The 26,065-nt window shown below is 47.7% G+C and carries 27 protein-coding genes; 17 read left to right on the forward strand and 10 right to left on the reverse strand.

What is annotated here, in order from left to right:
- Positions 1–58: 58 nt before the first annotated feature.
- On the forward strand, positions 59–844 hold the full coding sequence (locus QTO06_RS08530) for a phosphotransferase enzyme family protein (protein WP_331407503.1): 786 nt from the start codon (positions 59–61) through the stop codon (positions 842–844).
- On the opposite strand, the gene QTO06_RS08535 is transcribed toward QTO06_RS08530, so the two are convergent.
- Positions 841–1,731 (reverse strand): LysR family transcriptional regulator, encoded by an 891-nt coding sequence (locus QTO06_RS08535; protein ID WP_331407437.1) that lies wholly within the window; start codon positions 1,729–1,731, stop codon positions 841–843. The genes QTO06_RS08530 and QTO06_RS08535 overlap by 4 nt on opposite strands.
- A 208-nt stretch (positions 1,732–1,939) precedes the next feature.
- Here QTO06_RS08535 and QTO06_RS08540 point away from each other — a divergent pair, with 208 nt between their 5' ends.
- A complete protein-coding gene (locus QTO06_RS08540) occupies positions 1,940–2,176 on the forward strand; it encodes a hypothetical protein (protein ID WP_005432461.1) in 237 nt (78 codons plus the stop codon).
- Between the two features lie 214 nt (positions 2,177–2,390).
- A complete protein-coding gene (locus QTO06_RS08545) occupies positions 2,391–3,662 on the forward strand; it encodes an Nramp family divalent metal transporter (RefSeq protein WP_331407438.1) in 1,272 nt (423 codons plus the stop codon).
- A 78-nt stretch (positions 3,663–3,740) separates the two neighbouring features.
- On the opposite strand, the gene QTO06_RS08550 is transcribed toward QTO06_RS08545, so the two are convergent.
- Both QTO06_RS08550 and QTO06_RS08555 read right to left on the reverse strand, forming a co-directional pair.
- On the reverse strand, positions 3,741–5,216 hold the full coding sequence (locus QTO06_RS08550) for a peptide MFS transporter (protein WP_005443672.1): 1,476 nt from the start codon (positions 5,214–5,216) through the stop codon (positions 3,741–3,743).
- Positions 5,217–5,590: 374 nt separating this feature from the next.
- On the reverse strand, positions 5,591–6,961 hold the full coding sequence (locus tag QTO06_RS08555) for an L-serine ammonia-lyase (RefSeq protein WP_331407439.1): 1,371 nt from the start codon (positions 6,959–6,961) through the stop codon (positions 5,591–5,593).
- A 144-nt stretch (positions 6,962–7,105) separates the two neighbouring features.
- Between QTO06_RS08555 and QTO06_RS08560 the strand changes: the two genes are divergently transcribed.
- Positions 7,106–7,942 carry a YdcF family protein gene (locus tag QTO06_RS08560; protein ID WP_331407440.1) on the forward strand — a complete coding sequence of 279 codons (837 nt, stop codon included), beginning with the start codon at positions 7,106–7,108 and terminating at the stop codon, positions 7,940–7,942.
- A gap of 15 nt (positions 7,943–7,957) precedes the next feature.
- Here QTO06_RS08560 and QTO06_RS08565 read toward each other — a convergent pair whose 3' ends face one another.
- Together QTO06_RS08565 and QTO06_RS08570 are read right to left on the reverse strand one after the other, a co-directional pair.
- The gene (locus QTO06_RS08565; protein WP_199437154.1) at positions 7,958–8,617 is read right to left on the reverse strand and encodes a hypothetical protein; all 660 of its coding nucleotides are present in this window, start codon (positions 8,615–8,617) and stop codon (positions 7,958–7,960) included.
- A 269-nt stretch (positions 8,618–8,886) separates the two neighbouring features.
- Positions 8,887–9,147 (reverse strand): putative hemolysin, encoded by a 261-nt coding sequence (locus tag QTO06_RS08570; RefSeq protein ID WP_331407441.1) that lies wholly within the window; start codon positions 9,145–9,147, stop codon positions 8,887–8,889.
- Between the two features lie 228 nt (positions 9,148–9,375).
- Here QTO06_RS08570 and QTO06_RS08575 point away from each other — a divergent pair, with 228 nt between their 5' ends.
- Entirely contained in the window at positions 9,376–9,894 is a 519-nt protein-coding gene (locus QTO06_RS08575; RefSeq protein WP_005432446.1) for an NUDIX hydrolase, read from the forward strand.
- 469 nt (positions 9,895–10,363) lie between these two features.
- Here QTO06_RS08575 and QTO06_RS08580 read toward each other — a convergent pair whose 3' ends face one another.
- The 4 genes from QTO06_RS08580 to flgA all read right to left on the reverse strand — a co-directional run bounded on the left by QTO06_RS08580 (position 10,364) and on the right by flgA (position 12,764).
- Positions 10,364–11,041: a lytic transglycosylase domain-containing protein gene (locus tag QTO06_RS08580; RefSeq protein WP_331407505.1), complete on the reverse strand. Its 678-nt coding sequence runs from the start codon at positions 11,039–11,041 to the stop codon at positions 10,364–10,366.
- Positions 11,042–11,087: 46 nt separating this feature from the next.
- A complete protein-coding gene (locus QTO06_RS08585; RefSeq protein WP_331407442.1) occupies positions 11,088–11,525 on the reverse strand; it encodes a flagellar protein FlgN in 438 nt (145 codons plus the stop codon).
- Positions 11,526–11,547: 22 nt separating this feature from the next.
- A complete protein-coding gene (flgM, locus tag QTO06_RS08590; RefSeq protein WP_010645334.1) occupies positions 11,548–11,829 on the reverse strand; it encodes a flagellar biosynthesis anti-sigma factor FlgM in 282 nt (93 codons plus the stop codon).
- A 137-nt stretch (positions 11,830–11,966) separates the two neighbouring features.
- Positions 11,967–12,764, reverse strand: a complete 798-nt coding sequence (gene flgA, locus QTO06_RS08595; protein ID WP_331407443.1) for a flagellar basal body P-ring formation chaperone FlgA — start codon at positions 12,762–12,764, stop codon at positions 11,967–11,969.
- 79 nt (positions 12,765–12,843) lie between these two features.
- Here flgA and flgB point away from each other — a divergent pair, with 79 nt between their 5' ends.
- The 12 genes from flgB to QTO06_RS08655 are packed head-to-tail and all read left to right on the forward strand — an operon-like array spanning position 12,844 to position 22,846.
- Positions 12,844–13,206, forward strand: a complete 363-nt coding sequence (gene flgB, locus QTO06_RS08600; RefSeq protein WP_005432433.1) for a flagellar basal body rod protein FlgB — start codon at positions 12,844–12,846, stop codon at positions 13,204–13,206.
- Between the two features lie 2 nt (positions 13,207–13,208).
- Complete coding sequence (flgC, locus tag QTO06_RS08605; protein ID WP_005432431.1) at positions 13,209–13,643, forward strand: flagellar basal body rod protein FlgC; 435 nt, start codon at positions 13,209–13,211, stop codon at positions 13,641–13,643.
- A complete protein-coding gene (flgD, locus tag QTO06_RS08610) occupies positions 13,643–14,329 on the forward strand; it encodes a flagellar hook assembly protein FlgD (protein ID WP_199482355.1) in 687 nt (228 codons plus the stop codon). The genes flgC and flgD overlap by 1 nt, the downstream gene beginning before the upstream one ends.
- Positions 14,330–14,355: 26 nt before the next feature.
- Positions 14,356–15,555, forward strand: a complete 1,200-nt coding sequence (gene flgE / locus QTO06_RS08615; protein WP_005535960.1) for a flagellar hook protein FlgE — start codon at positions 14,356–14,358, stop codon at positions 15,553–15,555.
- A gap of 12 nt (positions 15,556–15,567) precedes the next feature.
- Positions 15,568–16,299, forward strand: coding sequence for a flagellar basal-body rod protein FlgF (gene flgF, locus QTO06_RS08620; protein WP_005435899.1), 732 nt, complete (start codon positions 15,568–15,570; stop codon positions 16,297–16,299).
- Between the two features lie 39 nt (positions 16,300–16,338).
- Positions 16,339–17,124 carry a flagellar basal-body rod protein FlgG gene (gene flgG / locus QTO06_RS08625; protein WP_005432423.1) on the forward strand — a complete coding sequence of 262 codons (786 nt, stop codon included), beginning with the start codon at positions 16,339–16,341 and terminating at the stop codon, positions 17,122–17,124.
- 32 nt (positions 17,125–17,156) lie between these two features.
- Positions 17,157–17,828, forward strand: coding sequence for a flagellar basal body L-ring protein FlgH (gene flgH, locus QTO06_RS08630; protein WP_029388661.1), 672 nt, complete (start codon positions 17,157–17,159; stop codon positions 17,826–17,828).
- Positions 17,828–18,949, forward strand: a complete 1,122-nt coding sequence (locus QTO06_RS08635; protein ID WP_331407444.1) for a flagellar basal body P-ring protein FlgI — start codon at positions 17,828–17,830, stop codon at positions 18,947–18,949. The genes flgH and QTO06_RS08635 overlap by 1 nt, the downstream gene beginning before the upstream one ends.
- Positions 18,950–18,959: 10 nt before the next feature.
- On the forward strand, positions 18,960–19,508 hold the full coding sequence (locus QTO06_RS08640; RefSeq protein ID WP_331407445.1) for a rod-binding protein: 549 nt from the start codon (positions 18,960–18,962) through the stop codon (positions 19,506–19,508).
- Positions 19,509–20,882 carry a flagellar hook-associated protein FlgK gene (gene flgK / locus QTO06_RS08645; protein ID WP_045370798.1) on the forward strand — a complete coding sequence of 458 codons (1,374 nt, stop codon included), beginning with the start codon at positions 19,509–19,511 and terminating at the stop codon, positions 20,880–20,882.
- A 12-nt stretch (positions 20,883–20,894) separates the two neighbouring features.
- Complete coding sequence (gene flgL / locus QTO06_RS08650; RefSeq protein WP_331407446.1) at positions 20,895–21,794, forward strand: flagellar hook-associated protein FlgL; 900 nt, start codon at positions 20,895–20,897, stop codon at positions 21,792–21,794.
- 11 nt (positions 21,795–21,805) lie between these two features.
- Positions 21,806–22,846 (forward strand): flagellin, encoded by a 1,041-nt coding sequence (locus tag QTO06_RS08655; protein ID WP_038895884.1) that lies wholly within the window; start codon positions 21,806–21,808, stop codon positions 22,844–22,846.
- 308 nt (positions 22,847–23,154) lie between these two features.
- On the opposite strand, the gene QTO06_RS08660 is transcribed toward QTO06_RS08655, so the two are convergent.
- Positions 23,155–25,875 (reverse strand): DUF2339 domain-containing protein, encoded by a 2,721-nt coding sequence (locus QTO06_RS08660; protein WP_331407447.1) that lies wholly within the window; start codon positions 25,873–25,875, stop codon positions 23,155–23,157.
- Positions 25,876–26,065 lie beyond the last annotated feature (190 nt).

The following is a 26,065-nucleotide window of genomic DNA, read 5'->3' on the forward strand; positions in this document are numbered from 1 at the left end:
GTACGTTTCATGTCGTCATCACTCACAGAGCGCACGCTCTGAGCATCAAGGAGCTGTAATGGAAGCGTTAGAAGGTGGCAGAGAGAATGCCATTTATCGAAAGGGAGAGCTCGTTAGCCGACCTGCCAGTCATTGGACGATGACGGTTCATCAATTACTTCAACATCTTCACAGCCACGGCTTTACTGCGTGTCCAAAAGCCGTCTCCATTGAGGGAGGAAAGGAGCTGCTGACTTTCGTTGAAGGCGAGACTTACAATTACCCGCTAGAAGGCTCAATTAGCTCGTTAACGGCGCTGAAATCCGCTGCTAAGCTACTACGTCGTTTTCACGATGCCTCTGAAAGTTTCCTCAAGCTCAATACACAAGGTGTCCATCACTGGATGCTGCCTTCACGCTCTCCAAAAGAGGTGATTTGCCATGGCGATTTCATGCCTTATAACGTCGCGTTAGAGGGCGATGTTGTGGTGGGAGTATTCGATTTTGATACCGCTCATCCAGCACCTCGAATTTGGGACATCGCTTTTTCTGTGTATGGCTGGGCACCGTTCAAAACTGATGAAGACGATAAAATGGGGACGCTTGAGGAGCAAATTCGCAGAACCAAGATCTTCTGTGACGCTTATGGTTGTACTCGATTAGAGCGTGAAGAGTTGGTCGAGGTTATGACGTTGCGTTTGACGGCGTTGGTAGACCACATGCGGTTAATGGCTGCGAAGGGCGATGCTCGGTTCCAAGCCAATATGGAGGGCTGTCACCACACCGCTTACTTGCAAGATATTGAATACATCAACAAACACCAACAAGCCATCACACTTGGTGTGCTCGGTGAAATCAAGTTCTAATCGAGTTTAGAATGTTGCTTAATGATGGATTGAATAACGCTGAACAACCATTGGTTTTGCGGATCGTGATGTTGTGAGCGACGGCAGCTCATCACAAAGCTAACCCCAAGTTCCAGCCCGTTTGGTAGTTCGATACTTCGACAACATTCGGGCACATTCCCGCTCATGGTGATACCGAAGTGATCGGTTTTCATGATGATGTTGTGGATCATTGCTGGGTGTTCGATCTCGACTTTGGGCTTCACGTCAAAACCGATGTTCTTCAAACGATCCAATAATGGGTATTTGTGATCGTTCCAGCCGGGAGTTTTGAATAGTATGAAGGTGTAATCTTCTAAGGATTGGAAATCTTGCGCTGGGTGATCTTTTCGAACAAAGAACACTGCTTTACCCTTGCCTAGCTCTTTTTGAGCAATGGACTGAGGGAGATCTTCATCGAAGTAGTGGATCGCGATTGCGTTTTCCCCATCGATTATACGGTTTCGTGCATCCGCTCCCCATCTTAAAAACGAGTAGTTCGCATTGGGAGCTTGCTCTAGCAGTTGCAAGTAAAGCTTATCCCCGTATCGATCCCAGAATAGTGTATTCGCGTAAATAGCAACGTCTCCGGTGAAGAGAGACGGAGAAAATTCTTGCGGTTTGATCGCGTCAACACTGGTTAATATCTGCTCGAAGTGCGGCATGTTGGCTTCAACAAAGGAGGTCGGCTCAAAACCATTTTTGGTTTGAATGAAAAGAGGGTCGTCCATTTGCGCTTTCATTTTGGTGAGATTTTTGCTGATGGCACCAGATGTTTTTCCTAGGGATTCTGCCACTAAACGCACGTTACGTAGCTCATACATACGCTTTAATACCAAGACGTTTTGCATATCCAGATTGATTGTCATTCTTCTACTCCAGCCAACGTTGCTACGGCATCATAACTCCGCATCTCGTAATAAAAGACAGGGGATGGTCAATTCTAAGTTTATGGTAGAAAAGCGTTTTTTGACCTAGGGTTTCCATTTGGTAAATTCGGGTTTTCCTCGTGCTACTTAGCATGCATTGCTAGAGTTTTTACATCGAAACGATGTACCACAGAAATCGAGGTGACGTATGAAAAAGCTAATCGCACTAGGCTTAATGGTTTGTTCTGTAAATGTAGCATTCGCTGGTGATGGGTCATACACAGGTACAATTGATATGACAATGAGCCAAGCAAACCAAGTTGATGTGGAACGCGCGGATTCTAACCTAACGCTTAAAGGTCGAAATGATGCTACTTACGGTGGTGTTATGATTCAAACCGACGCTTCTAATCAACCGATTCAATTACGTGGCCGCCGCGACTGATCGACAGCACACGAAATCATCCCCGCTCTCAATGCCGCGTTTATCGCGGCATTGTTGTTTCTATCGAATAGAGTTTTCCTTGATAGTTTTTGTTTATCGATAGATCAAAATTAATTGCCGAAATCTTAATTACCACTTTTAGATATATAGATAATATTGATTCTCATTTGCGTAAGGATATGATTTTTCTCATCGACAAGAGAGGAATACCACCATGAGTAACTCATCGATAGATCATGCATCCATACAGTTAGAGAACGCGGCTGCATCGAATGTTTCGGCGTTCAACAAGATTAAACGCAAATTAATGATGCTTGCTCCTGCATTTATTGCGGCGATTGGCTACATCGATCCAGGCAACTTTGCGACGAATATTGAATCGGGATCTTCATTTGGTTACCAGCTACTTTGGGTAGTGTTATGGGCGAACCTAATGGCGATGTTGATTCAGTATTTATCCGCCAAGCTAGGTATTGTCACAGGCAAAAATCTCGTGGAGCATCTACGTGACCACCTACCAAATAAGTGGGCAGTAGGCTTCTACTGGATCCAAGCGGAAATCATTGCGATAGCAACAGATCTTGCTGAGTTTATCGGTGCGGCGGTGGGCTTTCAGTTGGTGTTTGGCATCAGCTTGATGGAAGGAGCGATGATCACTGCGGTAGCAACCGTGATGATTCTGATGCTTAACCAGAAAGGTCAAAAACCACTAGAGGTGGTGATTGGTTCACTTTTGATGTTGGTGGCGGTTATCTACATTGCTGAACTGTTTTTTGCGCACCCTGCGGGCGGTGAAATGGTGAAAGGTCTGCTAACCCCAACCTTTACGGATTCACATCAAATCTATCTTGCTGCGGGTATTCTAGGTGCGACCGTGATGCCTCACGTGATCTATCTTCATTCTGCTTTGTTCAAAAACAGTTACGGTGAAAGCACAAAAACCCGCCTTCGTACCAGTCGTTTTGATGTATTGATTGCGATGGTGATTGCAGGTTTTGTGAATATCGCGATTGTGGCGATGGCAGCTGCGGTCTTCCATTACTCAGGCAACCAACATGTGGCGGAAATTGAAACAGCATATATGACGCTAACGCCATTGGTAGGTAAAGCCGCATCTGTGTTGTTTGGTGTCTCGTTGATTGCTTCAGGCTTGTCTTCTACCGTCGTTGGCACAATGGCAGGTCAGGTGGTGATGCAAGGTTTTGTACGCTTCTCTATTCCAATGTGGGTACGACGCTTTATTACTATGGCACCTTCGTTTGTGGTGATTGGTTTAGGCATGAACACCACCGATATCTTGGTGATGAGCCAAGTGGTGTTGAGCTTTGGTATTGCGTTGGCGATTATCCCATTGCTTATCTTTACCAACAGCGAACGCTTGATGGGTGAGTTCAAAAACAATAAATGGGTCTCTTACGCAGGTATGGTTATCGTTACTTTGGTACTGGCACTCAACGGTTATCTTATGGTTACCTTAACCGCTTAATGATTTCTCCCTCCCTTTCTCTGTCGATAAAAAAACGGAAGCCACTTGGCTTCCGTTTTTTGTTTGATGCTGAGAGAATTAGTTTTGCTCAACCACTTCTAATTCAGCTTCACTTTGTTTTGCTGCTTCAAGCATCTTACGAATGATGAACGATGCACCTAGTGCGATAGCCACCATTACCACCGCTAGGATAGTCAGCAGTTGGAAGTAATCACCGTAAACGTGTTGTACGATTTCTTGTGTGATCTCTTGGCCTTTCTCTAGTGCGATAGACGTAGAGAACGCAGCACCAACGATACCACTAAGCGCGATAGCTACAGAGAACAAGCTTACTGAGAAGTTTTCGATGTGCTTAGGTGCCACAGATAGAATGAACGCAACAACCATTGAACCCACGATAACTTCCGCAATTGCTTGGAAGAAGTGAATCGCTAGGAAGATTTCAGGCATGATGATAACGTCTTCGCCAACAGTGGTTACTGCGAATGTTAGGATGCCGAATGCGATAGCGGTTAACACGAATGCCAATGCAATCTTAGTCGCTGTTGATAGGTGAATATCGCGTTTTTCTAGCATGCCAAAGAAGCCAGCAACAATAGGACCACCAACCATACACCATAGCGGGTTCATTGCCATTGCAGCTTCAGGCTCTAATGGAATGAAGCCAAATAGAGAACCTTTCAGAGTGTTGATCGCTACCATGTTCATTGAAGTCATCATCTGACCGTAGTAAACGAAGAAACACGTGGTTAGGAAGGTAACGATAAGGATGGTACCCATCTTCAATGATTCCGCTTTGCTTGCTTTCAACATCAAAGAAACAAAGTAAAGAATCGCAGCACCGCCGATGGCGTAAACGATGTTTTGACCGATATCCATGTTAGAGAACATGAAGAATACCAGTGCAATCATCGCCGCTGAGATGATCGCGAAGAAAATCCAGTTCTTCATGCTTACGCTTTGACGATCCAGATCAGAAGCAACGCCAACCAAGCCTTTGCGGAACACAAGTAGCATCACCAATGCTGCGCCAGCCATCACAGCTGAAATAGTGAAACCACCATTGAAGCCGATGATAAGCACAATCATAGGGAACAAGTATTGGCCTAGGAAAGCGCCCACGTTGTTCACTGAGTAGTTGATTGGGTAGCCTTTCTCGAAGTCTTCTTGTGACTTAAAGGTACGTTTGTACAAGCTAGGGTAAGAAGGAGACATCAAACCACGGCCGTAACTTGCTAGCGCGATACCACACATTGAAAGCGGTACGTTGGTTGCTGAAGCACCAAGAACAAGCAGTACGTAGCCAGATGCGAATGCTAAGAAGGCAATCGATAGAGAACGGTAAGCACCTAAAAATTTGTCAGCGATAAAGCCGCCAGCAATCGCAAATAGAGGTCCAATCGCCGAAAATGCACCGACGATCATCATGGTATCAGCTTCGTTGTAATTCAGATCCTCTAAGAAGAAACGCGTCAGACTGACTAGCACGCCGTAAAATGATAAGCCAAACATCATTTGGCAGAACATCATAGATTTATTTAGTTTATTCCACATAATTAAATACTCACTATTGCGAGAAAGGTAGTTATTATTTCTGTTAAATGTTACTTAAACGCTATGTTACATATTGAAACAATTGTCGCATAAAACGAAATTAATGCACTAAAATTTCTAATGCGAAACGTTTGCCTCGCTAATGTGTTGTTCTAGATCAACTGAAAATTATGTGAATAAATGACCAAAAAGTAACAATTTATAAGATTATTGTTCTAAGGCGGTTTTTAAGGTTTTGAAATGTCGCTGAAATAATATGCAATAGAGAGTGGGGCAGGAGATGATGTAATTTGGGCGAAAGAAAGAAGACGTTGGCGGAACTTTGTCCGCCAACAATGAGAATTATTAATTAGCGATAGCTGATATAAAGTATGCTATTCGCATGGTGGTGCCATATGAATCACTGCCAGACCACCAAGTGATGTTTCACGGTATTTTTTATTCATGTCTTTACCAGTCTGGTACATGGTTTCGATAACTTTATCTAATGAAATAAGACATTTACTGGTGCGCTTCAGTGCCATGCGTGATGCGTTGATGGCCTTCATCGCGCCCATCGCATTTCGTTCGATACACGGAACTTGAACCAAACCGCCAATTGGGTCGCAGGTCATGCCTAGTGAGTGCTCCATGGCGATCTCTGCGGCAATACAGATTTGTTCATTACTGCCACCGCGCAGTGCGGTTAAGCCTGCCGCTGCCATCGAAGACGAAACCCCGACTTCACCCTGGCAACCTACCTCAGCACCGGAAATAGAAGCGTTGGTTTTGTATAAAATACCAATCGCCCCCGCGACTGCTAAGAAGTCCTTCAACTGTTTGTTGTCAAGCTCTTTGATGAAGCGGTGGTAGTACATCAGTACCGCAGGGATAACGCCGGCCGCGCCGTTGGTTGGGGATGTAACCACTTGACCACCGGCGGCATTCTCTTCACTCACGGCGAAAGCAAATAGGTTAATCCAATCCATGATCTCCATTGGATCGTTTTCTACGGCCGCATTCGCTTCGAGCTTTTTAAGTAGGTTTGGTGCACGGCGTGTCACATTCAACCCGCCTTCAAGAATACCTTCGGTATCGAAGCCACGCTGCATACACAGCGACATCACTTTCCAGATCTGTTCGGCTTTTTGGTCGATCTCTTCCTGCTCACGAAACGCGCGTTCGTTTTGCAGGATCATTCCGCCCAAGCTCAAGCCGTTTTGTTCGGCTTTCTCTAGCATTTCATCGGCTGATTTGAACGGATAACACACTTGCACTTCCGCTTCGCTGCTGCCGTTTTCCAGTTCGGCAGCGGTTGCAATAAAGCCACCGCCAATGGAGTAGTAAGTTTCAAACGCGACTTGATCGCCAGCCGCATCAAAAGCCGTAATGGTCATGCCATTTTCATGCAATGGGAGGTTGTCACTGTGGAAGACGATATCGTGATCATAACTAAACACGATCTCATGCACGCCAGCGACAGAGAGCGTGCCATGTTCAATGGTATGTTGCAGTGCACTCTTGGCACTGGTCATCTTGATGGTATCGGGTTTGTTGCCCATCAAGCCAAGTACGGTAGCACGGTCAGTGTGGTGACCTTTGCCTGTCAGCGATAAAGAACCATAAAGGTCTACTTGCACCTTGTACACTTTCGCCATAGAGTCGCTAAGTAGTTGAGTGAAATGGTAACCTGCGAGCATTGGGCCATTGGTGTGGGAACTGGATGGACCGACACCGACTTTAAAAATATCGAAAATCGACAGCATAATTGACTTCCTTTCTCTACGGACCTTTGTTCAGGTCTCTAGAACGACATTGTTAATTAGATGTTAATGCCTGAAAGAGTATTGGCAAAGCAAATTTTTGTATACAAATTGTTCGCTAAAGTATGAGTAATTGAGATCTGGGTAATGAAGTTAAACAAGGTAGTGATCATTCTAGGTAAGCGCTTAGTGCACGATCAGTTGAGTGCTGAAAGCCAATCACGCGTGGAAGCGCTGTTGAATGTTTTAAACGAATTTTGCTTTGAGACGACTGCCTTGGTTTTTTGTGGCGGTGTGACTCAAGGACAAACCGTCTCAGAAGCGGATGTGATGTACCGCTATTTTTGCCAGTTAGCCAAGGCTAGGGAAATCGATTTTCCTGAGCAGCAGGTCATCATCGAGAATCGCTCACTCAATACGGTACAGAACATGCAAAATGCTGCTGCGGAATTATTGAGAAGTGGTCTTTGCGAGGCAGGGCAAACCATTGAAGTCACATTACTCTCCAATGACTATCACCTAGAGCGCATCATCGAGATTCAAACCTTAATGGATGAACAAGGCTTATTGCGCGTGTTGAAGTCGCGTTGTGCGGACATGGGGGTAAAGCTCAATATTCCACTCGATCTCTCGCATCATGTGAGTGTGCCTTACCCAAATACTGGTGTTTTAGCGGAAGCGTTTTTGTTGTTTGATGAACTCACGACTTACCGCGTGTATCTAGAGGGAGTTAAGCGCGGTGCCTTTGAACGTGATCTCGCTGAGGTACAAGCAAAGCCTTTAGCCATTGGCCTTGGAGCGATAGAAAAGCTTCAAGCGCTCGATTTAGAGCCTGAGGTGCGAGGGCAAATTGCAGATATGAAAAAGGCCATCGAAATGACGGCCTTTGATGATTCAGTGGTTGCAGCAGAGCAAGCGTTGGCAGTGTTTCATCCGATATTAACGGCGTTGAATCTGCAACTTGACCCCGAAGCGAATAGTTAGTTAAGCCACTTCAAATTACTGACGCTTAAGTTCGCGACGTGTGCGTACGGCACTCAGCGCGATTAGGCTGTAACACAACAGCTCCATGCCTTCTTCTGAGATGTTTTTCACATCGCGTACGTAGTGCTCGCCCATTACGTGTTGCCAGAAGCTACCCATGCCGTACAGGCGAGAGAATACCAACAACAAGATCACCGAGCCGATAAGTAGCTTCATGTAAGGTGATTGTAGAATGGTTGCCATTTCGTTCACCGTGCCTTTACCGCCTTGGTACGCTTTCGCGCAAGCCAGTGCAGTTAGTGCAAGAGCAGGGAAGACCCAAGAACCGTGGTGAATCATGTCAAACCAATAGTCCATTTCACGGATCATCAATACCGCAAAGAACCCAGCGATCAAGATTGCTGCGTGTGATACATGGCTTTCTTGTTTAGAAATGCGGAAGAAAGACCAAGACGCAACAGCCAACATGATCAGCTGTAAGGTTTCCGTAACAGAGGTTTCTCCCAAGCTTGAACCGAGTAAAACGTAGTCCACACGGATACTTAGGTTGACTAAAATACTAAGCGCAATGATGGTCAATGCACTTAACATCGATTTGTAGATGATGCGCTTTGACTCTTCAGTAATCACATTGGTTTGTGCCGATTCGGCTTGTTTGACTGTATCTGTTTTCATCCTGACCACCCGCTCCCGTAAAAAATGTGGAAAAAACGTGAAATTTCGTGATGTGCGCGAGAAATTTTATTGACCAAGTGGAAAGTAATGTCAGAAAAATGTCAGGAATAAAACGCCGTTCGATATCATGTCGCTATGCGGTAAGGCAGATGGATAAAGGGGTAAGTATCAGAAAGTAAGGAAATTTACGGTAAACAAAAAGGAGCTTAAAGCTCCTTTGTTGATAAAATTGTAATCTTAGATTGCGTAAATGTTAATGTTAATGTTGTTTACGATTCACCATCTTCTTTATGATTGTTGCGGTAGTATTCCCATTGCTCAAAGCGCTCGTTTTCAGACAGTTGGCAGTAAGTTACGCGTTCACCATTTTCCGTTACTGTATCTAGCTCGCCGCCTTGCTGTACGCAGTATACCGCTGCTGGGTTTGCTGCTGATGTGTATTCATTTGAGCGAGTTGCACCGTCATAAGTTGAGCAACCTGCCAACACCATCGCTGCTGCCACTGCCGCTACTAAAGTTGTCTTTTTCATTCTTGATCTCCGCATGGGATTAACGAGTAGTGTGTTGATTATAGGAGAGTTTCAGAAAAATATTGTCTTATGTTTGTTAAAAGCACGACGCTTGTAAGGGAATTCTGTGCAATTTTAGAATTTGCTCACTGTTCGCCTATATTTGTTTCAGACGTGCTCAAATTGAAACTTGGGAATGCGCATGAATTTCGGTAGTATGCGCGCAAAACATTCACAGCGGATTCTGCGATGAGACATTTGAAAACCACCACGCACCCAGACATCGAACATCTTGATGACAAAATCATCTTCCAACGCAATGCGGCTCGCGCCATTGTATTAGACGGTGAAGATGTCCTGCTTCTTTACACAGAGCGTTATCACGATTACACGCTGCCTGGCGGTGGCATCGATGACGGTGAGGATGTGATTGCAGGTTTGGTACGTGAGCTGGAAGAAGAAACCGGTGCGAAGAACATTCACAGCATCAAGCCTTTCGGTATCTTCGAAGAATTTCGTCCATGGTACAAAGACGATGCGGATGTGATGCACATGACGTCATACTGCTACACGTGCAAGATTGATCGTGAATTGGGAGAAACGTCTTATGAAGATTACGAAGTGAAAAATGGCATGCGTCCAGTTTGGATGAATGTTCACGACGCGATCGCGCACAATGAAAAGACGATGGCGGAAAGCCCGAAGAAAGGCATGAGCATTGAACGCGAAACCTTCTTGCTCCAGTTGATCTCGAAAGAGCTTCTATAGTCCACACTTATTCGGCGACAGGACTCTTCACTCTTCTTAAATTTCCGGTCTTCGTTTACGAAACGGCTTTCTAACGTTTCAATTTGTAAACATCAGCCAATAAAAAAGTCCGAGCTCCCCCCCGGAACCCGGACTTATTCCAGACGCGCAAGCGAAGCGTCATCTCGATATTCTGTTTTTTGTATCAATCTGTGAAAACAATAGCTGTTTTATATTTGTTGTGTAAATAATTAATAGGTCTAACTATTGGTTTTCACTTTGTTTGCACGCGTAATGTGATGGATATCTAGGCAATATACAAGTGCAAGTTGGTAAATTATCAGCAAACCACTGCTCTTTCTTATCTTTGAGATACATTACCGTAACTTTTATGCACGCGTTTGCATCGAGATCACGAGTTTGTAAATTGGCGGAATAGGATCTTGTGTTTTTACGTGCTTCTGACATTGGTAGCTTTTAGTGAGAATGTTCACAATTCCACGAGTGGCGGTAATCGACTAAGGTCTATAAGCGGTTCGGTGTAGGTCGAGGAATGATTCGCAAACAAAAGTAGTGGTTGGAAAGAATTGCTGCGCAGTTTCTGAATATTGACCAAACGTTCCAGCGCGTAAAAGCGATTGACGTATTGCTGAGTCTCTTTCGGCAATGTGAGTGCTTTGAAATCTCGACTGCCAGCCTCCTTTATCGCTCTAGCGACACGGCCTTCACCTGCGTTGTAAGCGGCCAGAGTGAGCGCAATATCTTGATCAAACTTGTTATACAGAAATTCTAAATATCTTATGGCGGCTCTCGTGCTGGCTTTGGTATCAAAACGCTCATCCTGACTATTCGTTACTTGCAAACCAAAGCGTGTTGCCGTGGCAGGGATCAACTGCCAGAGGCCCGCAGCATTGGCGTGCGAGACGGCTTTGGGGTTGTAGGAGGATTCTAGCATCGGCACCAGCACAAAGTTTGCAGGCAGAGACTTTTGCTTAAGCTGTTTGAAAATATGATCGAGAAGCGGGCTAACGGAATCGAGACGCTGGGTAATTTGCGTTTGATATGGCGCGAGCACTTGATATTGCTGCTCGATAGTGGCTTCATGCGGCTTGGCCATCGTCATTGGAGACAAGCACATTACGCACAAAACAAAAAAGCCCACAGTAATCGACCGGGATGGCGGTAGACTCTGCAGGCAAGGCGAGAATCGTTGTTTAGAACGAACGCTCTTCATAAGTGTGTTGCACAGGTTGTTTGAGTTGACTGACTAACTCTTGGAACGCTGCAGAGCTTTGGCCATTGCTCTGATTGTCCTGTTGGCATTGTTTCACCAAGGATTCCAACAGCGCCCATTGTTTTCTCGCTTGCGTACCAATCTTGGTGGGCAAGGCATTGAAAATACGATTCACACTGGTCTCATTGCAAGGCAATCCGAGTTTGCGCATTAACTGGCTTCTTTCACTTGCAGAACGACCAAGCTGATTCAAAATCGGCATTTGTTTTTGAATGTTCTCGTTTAGCGCCTCACCATCGAACTTCAAATACAGTGCTTTTTGCTGCTGAATCAGCCCCGATAGTTGCTGGTAGAGTTTGACGTCTTCAGCGATAGAGCGAACAAACTTCTGAATGTGCTGCGATGCCGTCGTTGCCATGCATGACTCCTAGTGCGTTGCGTTACTCGTGACCGGTGTGAAATTGCATTACTGCTTTGGATAATGCTTGGGTATCTAGATTCAGTTCACCACGAGCTAACGCATTACGAATTTGTTCAACCTTCACCATGTCTACGTCTGGTAAGGATTTCATTTCAGCTTGAGCGCGATCGATCGCGGCTGTATTCGCTTGGAATGTAGGCTCGTTAATCTTGCTCTGTGCGACGGTGTCGACTGGCTTTTTGCTCGCCTGCTGGAATTTAGTTTGTGGGACATGACCGCCCGCGACCTTGTCGATTTTCATGCTGTTGTCCTCAATCATCATGTTCTAAATCGAATAGGCGACTAGGGTGTGATGAACATTAAATATTTATTTTTGTACTCGAAGTTCACCTACGCTGACGAGCATCTAAATCGAAAAATGATAACCTGAGTCCAAAATCAAAATTGGGTATGCACTTGGTTTAGCCCTGTCACAACCGCTCGTATCACCTTGCCAGAGCTGATGTTTTCTACTTCAATCTGCTGACCTTTCTTGCCTTGTTCTACGGCGACTCCCTTGGTACTGGCACTAAACCCATCCTTGCTGGCGATGATGATCACTTCGTTGCCTTTCTCGATCAATGGCGGGGAACTTAAGTTGGTTGGGTCAATGATTTGGCCTGCTCGAATGCGGCGAGAGGTCTCAAGCCCAATGGCTTGGTTTGCTTTTGTGAAGAAATCGTCTTGGCGTGAAATTGTGCGCGTTTCAGTTTTTAAGTTCGAGGCTGAGATGGATTCGTTACGTCCAATCGTACTGGTGGCAACGAGAACGGGAAGTGTCACCGCCGATTTAATGGTCACATTAATTCTCCATGGAGAGCTAACGTCTTCGCAACTGACCGCACGTTTTAAATTGCCAACAGGTAACGGGCGATTATCGCGTCCTGCGATTGCTAAAGGTGTGTCACAAACAGGCAGGTGATTGGCAGAGCCTGGTACCCATATTTGATAGTCGAGTTGGTAAGCACCCCATTGGCGAGAGTGTGCCACTTGCGCCACCTCTTGCTCAAATTGCTCGCCGACGATGGCTTTTAACTCGTCTGCGGTGAGGTTTTTCTCATTCGCTAAAGCACTAAGTGAGCTTGCACTCAAAACCAAACCACAAAGCAGCATGATTGAGGGAAATTGCCCCTTCCCCTTGGTTTGAATGGTTTCCGTAAACCGGAAGCGAGGCTTCCTTCCTTGTTTGTAATTCATTGATATATATAGCTAAATTTTATGGCATGCATCTTGTTTTGTTATTCGGTGTATTCGAGCCGATTTTAAGGAAAGATGCATGGCGATCACATTCGAAAATGCGTTAGGTGTACATCCAGAGGCACTCAATTTTCGCGTTCAGCGTACCAAAGTCCTCGCCAGTAACCTAGCAAATGTTGATACCCCAGGGTACTTGGCAAAGGACCTAAGTTTCACCACCGTGATGAATCAAATGTCAGCGGGCAGTGTGAACAAACCGGTGCCGAAGTTTCAGGTTGAGGCGCAATATTCGGTGCCTTACCAAAACAGCAAAGACGGCAACACTGTGGAACTGGGCGTTGAACAAGCCAAGTTCACGCAAAACAACATGGACTTTCAAACCAGCCTGACGTTTCTCAACATGAAATTCAGTGGCTTGGCGAAAGTGATTGAGGGACGTTAAACATGTCATTTACTGATATCTATTCGATCACTGGCTCGGCGATGACGGCGCAAACCGTTCGTCTGAACACGGTAGCCAGTAACCTTGCCAACGCCGACGCGGTGTCTGCCAATCCGGATGATGCCTACAAAGCACTGAAACCTGTGTTTGCCACTGTGTATCAGAAAACGCAGATGGCGACGGAAAACGGTGTTTATCCGAATGCGGAAGTGCGGATTGTGGATGTGGTGCAAAACGCAGGTCAGGCAGAAAAACGCTTCGAACCTAACAACCCGTTAGCGAACGACGAAGGCTACGTGTACTACCCAGACATTGATGTGGTGTCAGAGATGGCCGACATGATGTCCGCAACGCGAAGCTTTGAAACTAACGTGGAAGTGCTGACGAATGTGAAAAGCATGCAGCAAGGTCTGCTTCGACTAGGGCAGGGTAACTAATGAGTCTCGCACAATACACCGCGCTCTCTTCTGACGCACCTGTCGCAACTACCGCTAGTGGTGATACCGGCGGCATTTCAGCGAACCCATCGGATATGAACAGCGCAACATCACTGCAAAATGAGTTTATCTCGCTCATGGTGGCGCAAATTCAAAACCAAGATCCACTTAACCCGCTTGATGGCACTGAGTATGTCAGCCAACTGGCGCAATTTTCGCAAGTTCAAAGTACTGAAAACATGTCGATGCTGATGCAAAACAGCATGGTATTGCTCGACAACATGCAGGTGCTTTCAACGGCTGGTTTGGTTGGTCAAACCGTGTACGTCTCTTCAAACGAGTTTGAACTTGGTGAAGGCGTGCAAAGTGGCAAGGTCGAGCTAGAACACGGTTCGAACCAAGTGACGTTAGTCGTCAAAGATGAGTTCGGCCAATCAACCAAAGTGCCTTTAGGTGCACACGGTGCGGGTGACGTTGAGTTCTCGATCAATCCAGAAGAGCTTGGTTTGAAACCGGGTAAATACACCGTTGCGGTGGAAGTTCAAGAAGGGCAAAAGAGCCCAAATGTTTTGCTGGCAGGCACGGTTGATCAGGTACGTATTCCTAGCTCGGGTGGCGCAGCACTGGTCAATGTTCAAGGCGTTGGCAACGTTCCTTTCTATCAAATCACTCAGTTTGGTGCTTAACCAAATAAGGAAATCAGAGGTTATTTATGAGTTTTAACATCGCACTTAGTGGTCTGGACGCGACCAACACAGAGTTAAACACCATCAGCCACAACATTGCCAATGCATCAACGTACGGCTTTAAAGGTGGCCGCACAGAATTTGCCGCGGTTTACAACGGCATGCAACCGGGCGGCGTAGAAGTGGCGTCGATTTCTCAGAACTTCGATAAGAATGGTTCGGTGACAGGCACAGGCCGTGCAATGGACTTGGCGATCAATGGCAGCGGCTTCTTCGTGACGAAAGATCACATGGGGCAAATGCTTTACACTCGAGCAGGTGTGTTTGGTACTGATAAGAACAACTTTGTGACCGCAAATAACGGTGCCAAGTTGCAAGGTTACAGCGTAGACAACAATGCGAACCTTCAAACTGGCTCTGTTGGTGACATCAAAGTTTCTACGTCTTCACTTAACGCAAAAGCGACCGACAATCTGGACTTTGTGGCGAACTTCGACGCAAGCGCAACGGCAGTTGACCAAGCCATTTACCCATTCGATTCTTCCGATCCAAACTCATTCAACTCTTCTTACACCACTAAGGTGTACGACTCACTTGGCAACTCGCATACAGTCACTCAGTACTTCACGAAGACATCAGATAACGAATGGCAAGTGAACGTGGAAGTCGACGGTGCACCAACGACGCCAGCAACGGCTCAAACGGTTCAATTCAATACAGACGGCACGCTAGCTTCTCCAACGGGTTCTTTCAATGTTGCATTCCCAGCGGCGGGCGCAAACGCAATGAGCATTGATATCAGCTTGAACGGCAGCACTCAGTTTGGCGCTGCGTTTGGTGTGAGCACCAACAACCCGAACGGTTACACCTCAGGTGAGCTTGCGGGCGTTCGAGTGGAAGACAACGGCATGGTTTACGCGACTTACACCAATGGTCAGTCTCAGCTGCAAGGTCAGGTTGTGCTTGCGGATTTCGCTAACACGCAAGGTCTATCGAAAGTGAGCGGCACGGCTTGGACACAAAGCTTCAGCTCAGGCGCGCCAATCATGGGTGTTCCGGGTACAGGCACATTGGGTGACCTAACACCGGGCGCGCTAGAAGGCTCTAACGTTGACTTAACCAGCGAGCTGGTTGCGCTTATGACGGCGCAGCGTAACTACCAAGCGAACGCGAAAACCATTTCGACCAATGACAAGCTGACTCAAGCTCTGTTCAACGCGGTGTAATGGGAGGGTCGCATGGATAGCTTGTTATTTACTGCCACGTCGGGTGCAAGTCGAGTTCTTAAGGCTCAGCACGTACGTTCGAACAACTTATCGAACGCTGACACCGCAGGTTTCCGTGCCGATATGGAACGCGTTCGCAGCGTTGAGCTACAAGGTGCGGGCTTTGATGGCCGCACCATGGTGGTGACCAACTCAGCCGCAACGCGTTTTGATTCTGGCGACATCATGAAAACTGGTCGTCCTCTCGATGTGGCGATCATGGGCGAGGGCTACCTCACCGTCGAAACGCCAATTGGCAATGAAGCGTACACCCGAGCGGGCAACATCAAAGTCGATACCTTTGGTGCAATGAGCATCAATGGCTTCCCTGTTGTCGGTGAAAACGGACCAATCGTTGTGCCTGATTTTCAGAAGATTGAAATCAGTGAACGTGGCCGCGTATCTGTGATTCCTCCGGGTGGTGGTGCAGAAGTGGAAGTGGGCACCTTGAAGATGGTGAAACCGCCAATCAACCAGCTGCAAAAAGAGAGCGACAGCTTGCTACACAGCGTAGATGGTGTGCCTTTCCCAGCGGATGAAACCGTGCAGCTTTCTCCAGAGCACATTGAGGGCAGTAACGTGTCTGCCATTGATGAACTGCTGAGCGTGATGTCGCTGACACGTAATTTCGAAATGCAAGTTCGCATGATGAAAACCGCAGAAACCTTGGCGCAAGCCGGAAACAAATTGATGGCGGCGAGATAAGCCTCTCAGCAAGGGATTCTCGTCCAAAGGAGATAACCAATGCATTCAGCATTATGGGTAAGTAAAACGGGCATGGCAGCTCAAGATACCAAAATGACTGCCATCTCTAATAACCTAGCGAACGTTAACACGGTCGGCTTTAAGCGTGACCGCGTGGTGTTTGAAGACTTGTTTTACAGCATTCAGCGTCAGCCGGGCGCGCAAGTCGACCAAGTGAATGAACTGCCAAGCGGTGTTCAGCTTGGTTCTGGTGTTCGCGTAGTCGGTACGCAGAAAGTCTTCACCCAAGGCAACACACAAAATACCACTCAAGAGTTGGATTTAGCGGTGATGGGGCAAGGCTTCTTCCAAATCGAAAACTCTGACGGTCAGATCATGTACACGCGTAATGGCCAGTTCCACATCAACTCAGAGGGTTTGATGGTCAACAGCCAAGGTTTGCCACTAGAGCCGCAAATTCAAATCCCAGACAACGCGATTTCGTTCTCTGTGGGTGTGGATGGCACGGTAACAACCACATCGGCTGACGATCCAACGCCACAGCAACTGGGTCAAATCACGCTGGCGAAGTTCATCAACCCAGCCGGTCTAGAAGCCGTTGGCGGTAACTTGTTCCGTGAGACAGAAGCAAGTGGTCCTGCTGATGAGTTAATTGCGGGCGAAGACGGTGCGGGCAGCATCAAACAGGGCGCTTTAGAAGGCTCAAACGTGCAGGTAGTGGAAGAGATGGTCGACATGATCACCACTCAACGCGCGTACGAGATGAACGCCAAAGTGGTTTCTGCCGCAGACGACATGCTGAAGTTTGTCGCGCAGTCGATGTAAGTAAGAAATTGGTGATGATGAAGGAAAAAGCAATGAAATGGCTTTCGAAGAGTTGGGCAGTTGCCGTCGTGTTGCTGGTGGGATGTGCAGGTCGTGATGAGTTTATTCCGCCTGAACCAAACACGGAGGAATACGCGCCACCAGTGTTGGATTACACCTTGCCAGAGACCAAGTCCGGCAGCCTTTATCGTCACCAATACACCATGACGTTATTTCAAGATCGCCGAGCCTACCGAGTCGGTGATGTTTTGACCGTGCAGCTCTCTGAAGAAACCTCTTCAAGCAAGAAAGCGGGCACACAGTTTGGCAAAAGCTCAACCGTAGACTTTGCCGCGCCAACCATTGGCACCAAAACCATTGATGAGCTAGGTGTGAGTGTCGATGGCAGTCGCAGCTTTGATGGCAGCGCATCCAGCTCGCAAGGTAACAAATTACAAGGTGCGATCACCGTGACGGTACATGAGGTACTGCCAAATGGCGTGCTTCGCATTAGCGGTGAAAAGTGGCTTCGACTTAACCAAGGCGACGAGTTTATTCGCCTAACAGGCATCGTGCGCGTGGATGATATCAGCCGCAGCAACCAAGTCTCTTCTCAACGTATCGCGGATGCTCGCATTACCTACGCTGGTCGCGGCGCATTAGCCGACAGCAACGCAGCCGGGTGGCTGACTCAGTTCTTCAACAGCCCATGGGTACCATTCTAATGAAGCCAATTAATGCACTCTTTACTTCTTTCCTATTGGCTCTGACCTTGGGACTTCCTGCCACTTCACAAGCCGAAGTGGAAATTCCGATCATGGATTTGGTGGATGTGCAGGGCATCCGAGAAAACCAATTGGTCGGTTACGGTTTAGTCGTGGGCTTGGCCGGTCAAGGCGACCGTAACCAAGTGAAATTCACCGCCCAATCGATCACCAACATGCTGCGCCAATTTGGTGTTCAGATTGATGACAGCATGAACCCGAAATTACGTAACGTGGCGTCAGTGAGCGTTACTGCGTCCGTTGACCCAATGGCGGGCCCAGGTCAAACATTGGACGTCGTGGTTTCCTCTATTGGTGATGCGAAAAGCTTACGTGGCGGCACGTTACTGCTAACGCCACTGCGCGGTATCGATGGCGAAGTGTATGCAATCGCTCAAGGTAGTGTGGTGGTGGGAGGCTTATCCGCCGAGGGTAAAAGTGGCTCTAAAGTAGAAGTAAACACGCCAACCGCAGGCCGAATTCCCAATGGGGCGACATTGGAGCGAGAAATCGAAACTGATTTTAACCAGCGTGACGAAATTACGTTGAATCTGCGTAAACCAAGCTTCACAACGGCGAAGAACATCGCTCGTGAAATCAACAATACCTTTGGTCCAAACGTGGCGAAAGCGATCAACAAAGCGCGCGTCGAAATGCGTGCGCCGATGGACACTCAACAGCGTGTCACCATGATGTCGATGTTGGAAGAAATGAGCGTGGAAGAGGGCCGCAAACCAGCTCGAATCGTCTTCAACTCACGTACGGGTACGGTGGTGATTGGTAAGAACGTTAAGGTTGGTGAAGCGGCAGTAAGCCACGGCAACTTGACTGTTCGAATCTCCGAATCTCAACAAGTCAGTCAACCGAACGCCTTTGCTGATGGTGAAACCAAAGTCGTGGATCAAACCCAAATCGAAGTAAACGAAGAACAAGCGCAAATGGTGATTTGGCCTCCGGGCACGGAACTGAACACCATCGTCAACGCTGTAAACAGCTTAGGTGCAACGCCAACGGATCTGATGTCGATTCTGCAAGCGTTGAACGAAGCGGGCGCGCTGAATGCTGAGCTTGTGGTGATTTAAGGAGTTAGCGATGAAGTTAGACACGAGCGGCGATCAAGCACAACTCAATACCATGCTGTATCACGACAACAGCGCCTTAGCGAGCATCAAGAAAAGCCGCGATCAAGAAGGCGCTCTTGAAGTGGTTGCAGGTCAATTCGAGGCGATGTTCCTACAAATGGTGCTACGTCAAATGCGCAGCAGCAGTGATGTATTGGCCGACAAAGACAGCCCGTTTGCTAGCCAACAACAAGGTGTGTTTCGCGATATGTACGATGGGCAGTTAGCGATGGAGCTGGCTAAAAAACAGAACTCTGGTATCGCCAATATGCTGATCCAACAACTTAGCCCTTCAATGCGCGAAGTGGCGTTCGACCAATCACGTAATGTCTCTCCGGCGAACGATGGAAAAGTGGCCAGCCTTGAACGCACATCACAACTTGAAAACGATGAAATCGCGATGAAGACCGACGCAGTTAATCCCACGCTGCAAGCGGTCGCCTCTGTTAAACAAGTGCTCGGTGAAGCCGGAATGACGACCGCATTTACTCAGCCGCTGATCAGGAAAATGGAGCTGTAAATGAACCTTGTTAATATCGCCCTTTCAGGCTTAAACGCGAACCGTGTGGCGTTGGATGTGACCGCGCAAAACGTAGCCAACATCAACACGCCGGGATACAGCCGACAACAAGCATTGATGGCTTCTGTCGGTGACGGTAAGTACAACAAGCTCAGTCCTGGAATGGGTGTTGAAGTGACGAGCATTCGCCGTGTTACAGACCAATTCTTGGTGAAGCAAACGTGGTCGACCAACAGTTTAGCGGCTTATTCGGCAGGTTATACCACCGCCATGAGCCAGCTTGAAAACACGCTTGGTGCGGATGGTTTTAGCGTTTCTGCGGGGTTAGATTCTCTTAATGCTGCGCTGAATGATGCCACAGTAAAACCAGAATCAATCCCATACCGTCAGCAAATCATTAATGAATCGGAAGCGTTAGCACGCCGATTCAATACGTTAACCGAGTCGCTTCACAATCAGCACAAGGACATGAGTGATCAGCGTAATGCCGCGTTGAGCCATGCCAATAGCTTGATGGCGAACATTGCTCAGGTAAACAAGCAGATTGTCGAAATGCAAGGCACAGGTGGTAACCCAGCGCAGTTGATGGACACTCGCGATGTGTTGATTGGTGAGCTTTCTCAAATCGTTGAAATCAAAACTACCGACCAACCAGACGGTAGCATGCAAGTGACGCTCGCTTCTGGTCAGCCTTTGGTAATGGGATCGGATTATGGTCAGCTGGCAGCAAAGCCAGACCCAAGCGACCCATATCTTGCGGATTTGAGTGTCGAATTCGCCTCGCAAAGCTTTGTCATTGACCATTCGGTAGGCGGCAAGTTGGGCGCGATTAACGATTATCAAACCGAAGTGCTTAAGCCAAACCAAGTCGCTTTGGATGACATGGCAAAAGCATTGGCGGATGAATACAACGCTGTGCTGGCAACAGGCCAAGATCTCAACGGCAATCCGGGCAAGCCATTGTTTAGCTACGATCCAGCAAACCCAGCAGCAAGCCTCACCATTACTGATATCAGCGCGGAAGAATTAGCATTTTCAAGCGATGGCACACCGGGTAATGCTGATGTGTTGAATGACTTGATTCAACTGAGCAATAAGCCGGTTTCCGTCACTGGCTATGGCTCGCTTAGCTTAAACGATGCGTTCACCGCAATGGTCGGTGAAACGGCGATCAAAGCACGCCAAGCAGAAGCGGATTACGAAGCTAAAGCGGCAATGAACAAACAAGCGCATGCCGCGCGCGATAACGTCAGTGCGGTGAACAGCGATGAAGAAGCGGCGAATCTGATGACATTTGCTAATGCACACAACGCCAACATGAAAGTCATTAGCACTGCTAACCAGCTTTTCGACTCTGTATTGCAGTTATTCTAAAAGGAACCCGAGATGCGAATCAGTGACAGTCAATTTAGCCAAATGATGCTGCAAAGCCTGCAAACCAACAACGCAGGTTTGGGGCATGTTCTTCAACAAATGGCCACGGGTGACCGACTAACCAAGCTTTCTGACGATCCTATGGCGTCGATTAAGCTGCTGAACCTTGAGCGTGAAAACAGCGCGATCGGTCAGTACCAGAGTAATATCGCCAACCTGAAAACCACACTTTCTGCTCAAGAAACCCATTTGGATTCGGTCAACGAGAGCTTAAAGAGTGTGCGTGATTTGGTGCTTTGGGGCGCAAACGGCACATTAACCGATGAAGACCGTAGCGGCATGATCATCGAGCTTAAAAGCTACCGTGATTCGATTGAGTCTTCATTCAACGCCCAAGACGAAGAAGGCCACTATTTGTTTTCAGGCACTCAGACGGACATGCCTGCGGTGAGCAATGTTGGCGGTGCGTACCAAGTTGATGGTAACAGCGACAAGCGCGTGGTCACCGTCGCAAAGGGCGTAACCATGGATTCCAATATGACGGCGAAAGAGATTCTGGAGCTTGGTGGTGGCGATAACGTATTGAACCAAATCGATGCTTTGATTGCGGAATTTGAGAACCCGAGTCCGAATTTTCAAGCGGAAGTAGACGCTAGCTTATCTGCCATTGATGATACCTTGGCGAACGTATTGGGGGCGATGACAGAAATCGGTGGTCGCCACAACAACCTCGACCTAATGGACAGCGCACACAGCGAAAACAAGCTGTTCGTTGATAAGGTGACCAGTGACTTATCGGCATTGGATTACGGTGAGGCGTCAGTACGTTTGAGCAACTACATGGCGGCGTTACAAGCAACGCAAGCTAGCTACGTGAAGATCAACGATCTCAACCTGTTTGATCGTATTTAAGGAAGTTTTGTATGGTGATGAGCACAGTAGAGGTAAGACCCCACAGCATACGCTTAGGTGGGCAAGAACAAGCCTCTATCATGCCAACCCGCTCAGCGGATTCGAGCAGTGCGATTAAGCCGCGTCCTACGCAAGTTCAGGCTGACACCGCGTCAGCCTATTCCGTTTCCGGTATTCAGCTTACTCAAGGCCAGCAACAAGCAACTGCGGTGCAAATCGCCTCTAAGTCGTTGCAAGTGATCGGTAAAGAGCTGACTCAAATCAAGCGAGGTTTGACCCAAGCTGTCAATCAAGGCGTGCAGAATGTTCCCGGTTTGCAAGAAGGGCTAGTACGTTCTAAAGCGTCGATTCAACAAGTGGTTGAACAGGCACGCTTTGACGGTCAGAAAGTGATTGATAATGAACTTCACCTCAAACTAGATAAAGCGGATATTCGGCGTTTCTCCATCCCCGGTTTGAACGTGCATCGTTTGAGTGAGAAAGCCGAGCAAATCCGTTTAGACTTTCCGCAAGGTCAATCGGTGATGATCCAATTTGATGGTCAAGCCGATGGTGCGCGCACCGTGAAAATGCTCGACCGCAGTTTGATTGCGATGGGCATGCGAGCTTCACTGGCAGAAGACGGCACCATTTTGTTTGAAGCGCGTGATACGGCATATCAACAAATGCAGCAAAAGGTGCTAGTGACGGGCGAAGGTCATCGTTTTCCTGCAGGGCAAGCGAATGTTCTGAACCTAAAATCAGAACCGGATGGCATCGCTGAGTTGAGCTTTGATTTAGGCTCTCGTGATGGCATCAAGCAAACCATCGCCAAAGTGAATCAGCACATAAGACAAGTGCAAACCAGCTTGGAAGAAGCCAAAGCGTTTCACGGTGAGTTGAACTCACAAATGCGCACTGTGCAGAGCCAATCCAAGCAGTTAAGTGCTGCTGATGTCAATGCGAAACTCGATGGCTTTATGGCCACTTCCGGTCAGTTTAGCTCGACATTCCAAGCACTGAATGCGCAAGCGAATGTTCGTCGTCATACGGTTGTGGCGCTGTTGAAATAATTCTTTATTTGAAATAGACACCAGTTGAAATAGCGCTTTAAGAACACTCCAAGATTCCCTTCTCAATTCACTAGTGGTTGCGTAACCCAGAATAGAGTTGGGAATCACCTTTCTAGTTCGCGATTAAAAGAGAGATTCCAGACACTTCGTTCCTCAGTTCTGGAATGACGATCTTTGGATATTGAGTTCTATGAACTTCGTCAGTCACGCATTCCGCCTTAGAATTCGTCAACCGCTCAATACTCTTCTGGGTCATTCTCGAGAGCGACGAAGGAGCGACGTCGGGAATCTCTTTCTAAGCTCAAACCCTATTCCGCGTGCTCGACAGGCTCTGCGACCGAACGATGGAGTTTTTGAAATAACCATCCTAATCCAATCAGTGATGCACCTAGGCCCAAGAAACTGATCGCACGCCAGAAGCCATCCAATGAGCGGACATCCCACAAGAACACCTTAAGTGCGACGCACGCCAACACGGCTAAACCAATGCGTTGAATCGTCATCGCTTTGCGGGTTGCGCCAACCCAAGTCAGTAATCCGCCGACAATCAAACCAGCAATCGAGTAAGTAAACAGCTCTGCCATGCCAGTTGGCTGAGCTAGCGTCATCGAGATAGGTTGCCAGAACTGGCGAATCGACATACCTAGCCAAATGGCTGCCAAGATAAGACCAAAGCTGGCGACCACAGGGCGAGGGACCTGCAATGTGTTCCAACGCTTGTAAGTGGTTACTAGCAAAACAATCGCAGGCAGCAACCAGCCAAGAGACAGCATGTTGAACACAGGCATGGATTCAGCGGAAACATTATTGACCATCAACGGTGATTCAAGGCTATTGAGCAACATCATCAGCACAACAAAAGCGCCCCAAAGTAGATAGCTGTATGCTTGATAGACGCGTTCTAGTTGCTGCGCAAATTGGCTGCGATAGCTATAAACCAACCCCATCACTAACGCTTGGTTAGCAAACACAATCGCCGAAGTGAAATCGATGTAGCCTAGGTAACCGTATTGCCCTGTGAGCCAGTAGTTGGTTTGGGTGAACACCGCCATCAAGAAAACGTGTAAGAACGCCCCTTCAAACCAATTGGCGAGCTCTGTATCTGAGCGATGTAACACAGTGCGAGCGTAAGCAAGAATCGCCAACGACGGCAGGTAACTGATCAGCACCCAAGCCCAGTGTCCTGCATTGACGGGTTGCCACTCTGGAATAAACGGTAACAGTGTCAGACGTACGACTAAGATGCCCATGGCGACTTTGACTGCCCAACTCGCTGGGCGGAAAACATTGGCTTGAGTCTGCAACGCCATAACCGCCACTTGAATCGAAATAGCTGTCGTGAGCCATGTGTCATTCAGCCAAACGAAAGCCGTTCCGGCAATAATGGCATGCATGATGGCGGAGCATTCCAGTGCCAGCGCTTTGAACCTTTGTCCAAGTAAGGCGTAGTAAACCGCAATTGCAGCGGTGAAGAGTGTCCAACCTAAAACATGACTGCTCATGAACTCGTAGGTGTAGAGCAGGGTAATCAAGGTCATTGCAGGGGCAAGCACAAGGAAGAGAATGCCTGTCAGTTGAGAGCGGTCACCTGCGAGTGTCTGGAATAATGTTCGTAGTGCAATCAAAACAATACTAATGCCGAGCGCGACCAGTACTGGCGTTTGTCCTTCAGCCATGTAGATAGATTCAAGCGCAATAGAAAGCAGCATGATCGCGGTAGAAGGCACCAATATCGATGGTAAATAGACTCTTAACGACCAAGTTTTACGAAGGGCGGGTAGCCAAATCATGGCAGTAAAGAAGGCATAGAAGTAAATCATCTCTGCGGTATCAATGCTAGACATGCGAGCTAATGCCGACAGCACTAATAATGTCATCGCGAGAGCAATACCTGTCGGTGGATGTGTCCATCTGCCTTGGCAATGACGATAACGCGGTTTGAGCATCCAACCCATTCTTGGCACCGCAAACAGCAGGTACAAACTCAGAGAAAGGAAGATCGAAAGCCATGAGAAGAGTTGTTCTATTGGCATGCTCTCTATCAGCAACAACATCCACAAAACATGCGGCACGGTAATCGAGGGTGAAATCCAAGCGTGTCGGATCTTTTGCATCAGCAGTGTTGCAGCAACTGAAATTGCAGTGATGTAGCCCGCGAGTAAGTAATAGTTAGGTTCTGCACCGCCAATCCAAAGTGGTGCTGAATAACCACCGATTAAGCCGAGCACGGCCATCAAAGGCCCTTGGCGTAGAGAAAGCGCTAAGCTCGAAAATGCCGCGCCTGCCAAAATTACCAGTGATGCACTTGGCGATAAGAGTTGATAGAAGACAAACGCAAAGATCACCGTGCAGTAGATACCAGTTAACCCTGTTCCGGTAATAGCGGCAGGGACGTAAGTAAAGCCTTTCGCTCGTTCTGCTCGGTCTGGGGATTTCTGCTCGCGGCGATGGAACCATTCACCTGCTATCAAGGTAGCAAGAGAGATGGAGAATGCGATGGTCACGCGCATGATTGGTGAAAACTCAATGTGACTGCCAATCACTTGTACAAGGTAACCACCACCAATCAACATGGCGAGCGCGCCAACCCAAACCAACCAGTTTTCTTGGATGTTGGTCAGCAGTTTATTGGCTTGTTTCTCGAACACGGATTCACTGCTCTCCGCCAGCTCACCGATATGAACTTCATCGGCTGAAGGGAGGCTCGGTTCAAGAATTGGCTGTGGCGTTTGTTTCGCTGTTAGAGGCGTAACTTCCGACTTAGACTCCGGTGCAGGCGTTGGTTTATTGGGTTGTGTAGCGTTTTCAGTTGGCATTGGAACATGTTGTGACTGAGGGTCATCGTGTTGCTCAGGTTTAAAAGTCGGCGATGCGCCTTTCTCAAACCAACGCGCACGAAGCTCTTCCTGCTCTTTATGAAGCTGAGACACGTCGTCCTCTAGCTTCGATATTCGACTGACAGCTTTCAACGTGATGAGCATGGCGAAAATCGCCAAGATAACCGCTAATGAGATAAACAACTGCTGCACTCCCTGTCCTTGTTTCAGAATCCTTAACTTTGAGCAACTTAGCTAAGCTTAGTTCACTGTGTGCCAAGCTAACGCGATATACAACCGAGAACGATAGTTTTGAGATGGAGTCGCATATTTGGACGAACACTGGTAGAGCATTCACCCTAAACTCATCTTTTTAAAGAGTTAAAAGCCTTTTTGAGAAAGA

This window comes from Vibrio sp. M260121, assembly GCF_036533715.1.
In the GTDB taxonomy this organism is placed as follows: Bacteria; Pseudomonadota; Gammaproteobacteria; order Enterobacterales; family Vibrionaceae; genus Vibrio.

Bases quoted from the DNA above. Each gene is read 5' to 3' on its own strand.
- QTO06_RS08530 (WP_331407503.1), top strand. From the start codon at position 59: ATGGAAGCGTTAGAAGGTGGCAGAGAGAATGCCATTTATCGAAAGGGA.
- QTO06_RS08535 (WP_331407437.1), bottom strand. From the start codon at position 1,731: ATGACAATCAATCTGGATATGCAAAACGTCTTGGTATTAAAGCGTATG.
- QTO06_RS08540 (WP_005432461.1), top strand. From the start codon at position 1,940: ATGAAAAAGCTAATCGCACTAGGCTTAATGGTTTGTTCTGTAAATGTA.
- QTO06_RS08545 (WP_331407438.1), top strand. From the start codon at position 2,391: ATGAGTAACTCATCGATAGATCATGCATCCATACAGTTAGAGAACGCG.
- QTO06_RS08550 (WP_005443672.1), bottom strand. From the start codon at position 5,216: ATGTGGAATAAACTAAATAAATCTATGATGTTCTGCCAAATGATGTTT.
- QTO06_RS08555 (WP_331407439.1), bottom strand. From the start codon at position 6,961: ATGCTGTCGATTTTCGATATTTTTAAAGTCGGTGTCGGTCCATCCAGT.
- QTO06_RS08560 (WP_331407440.1), top strand. From the start codon at position 7,106: ATGAAGTTAAACAAGGTAGTGATCATTCTAGGTAAGCGCTTAGTGCAC.
- QTO06_RS08565 (WP_199437154.1), bottom strand. From the start codon at position 8,617: ATGAAAACAGATACAGTCAAACAAGCCGAATCGGCACAAACCAATGTG.
- QTO06_RS08570 (WP_331407441.1), bottom strand. From the start codon at position 9,147: ATGAAAAAGACAACTTTAGTAGCGGCAGTGGCAGCAGCGATGGTGTTG.
- QTO06_RS08575 (WP_005432446.1), top strand. From the start codon at position 9,376: ATGAGACATTTGAAAACCACCACGCACCCAGACATCGAACATCTTGAT.
- QTO06_RS08585 (WP_331407442.1), bottom strand. From the start codon at position 11,525: ATGGCAACGACGGCATCGCAGCACATTCAGAAGTTTGTTCGCTCTATC.
- flgM (WP_010645334.1), bottom strand. From the start codon at position 11,829: ATGAAAATCGACAAGGTCGCGGGCGGTCATGTCCCACAAACTAAATTC.
- flgA (WP_331407443.1), bottom strand. From the start codon at position 12,764: ATGAATTACAAACAAGGAAGGAAGCCTCGCTTCCGGTTTACGGAAACC.
- flgB (WP_005432433.1), top strand. From the start codon at position 12,844: ATGGCGATCACATTCGAAAATGCGTTAGGTGTACATCCAGAGGCACTC.
- flgC (WP_005432431.1), top strand. From the start codon at position 13,209: ATGTCATTTACTGATATCTATTCGATCACTGGCTCGGCGATGACGGCG.
- flgD (WP_199482355.1), top strand. From the start codon at position 13,643: ATGAGTCTCGCACAATACACCGCGCTCTCTTCTGACGCACCTGTCGCA.
- flgE (WP_005535960.1), top strand. From the start codon at position 14,356: ATGAGTTTTAACATCGCACTTAGTGGTCTGGACGCGACCAACACAGAG.
- flgF (WP_005435899.1), top strand. From the start codon at position 15,568: ATGGATAGCTTGTTATTTACTGCCACGTCGGGTGCAAGTCGAGTTCTT.
- flgG (WP_005432423.1), top strand. From the start codon at position 16,339: ATGCATTCAGCATTATGGGTAAGTAAAACGGGCATGGCAGCTCAAGAT.
- flgH (WP_029388661.1), top strand. From the start codon at position 17,157: ATGAAATGGCTTTCGAAGAGTTGGGCAGTTGCCGTCGTGTTGCTGGTG.
- QTO06_RS08635 (WP_331407444.1), top strand. From the start codon at position 17,828: ATGAAGCCAATTAATGCACTCTTTACTTCTTTCCTATTGGCTCTGACC.
- QTO06_RS08640 (WP_331407445.1), top strand. From the start codon at position 18,960: ATGAAGTTAGACACGAGCGGCGATCAAGCACAACTCAATACCATGCTG.
- flgK (WP_045370798.1), top strand. From the start codon at position 19,509: ATGAACCTTGTTAATATCGCCCTTTCAGGCTTAAACGCGAACCGTGTG.
- flgL (WP_331407446.1), top strand. From the start codon at position 20,895: ATGCGAATCAGTGACAGTCAATTTAGCCAAATGATGCTGCAAAGCCTG.
- QTO06_RS08655 (WP_038895884.1), top strand. From the start codon at position 21,806: ATGGTGATGAGCACAGTAGAGGTAAGACCCCACAGCATACGCTTAGGT.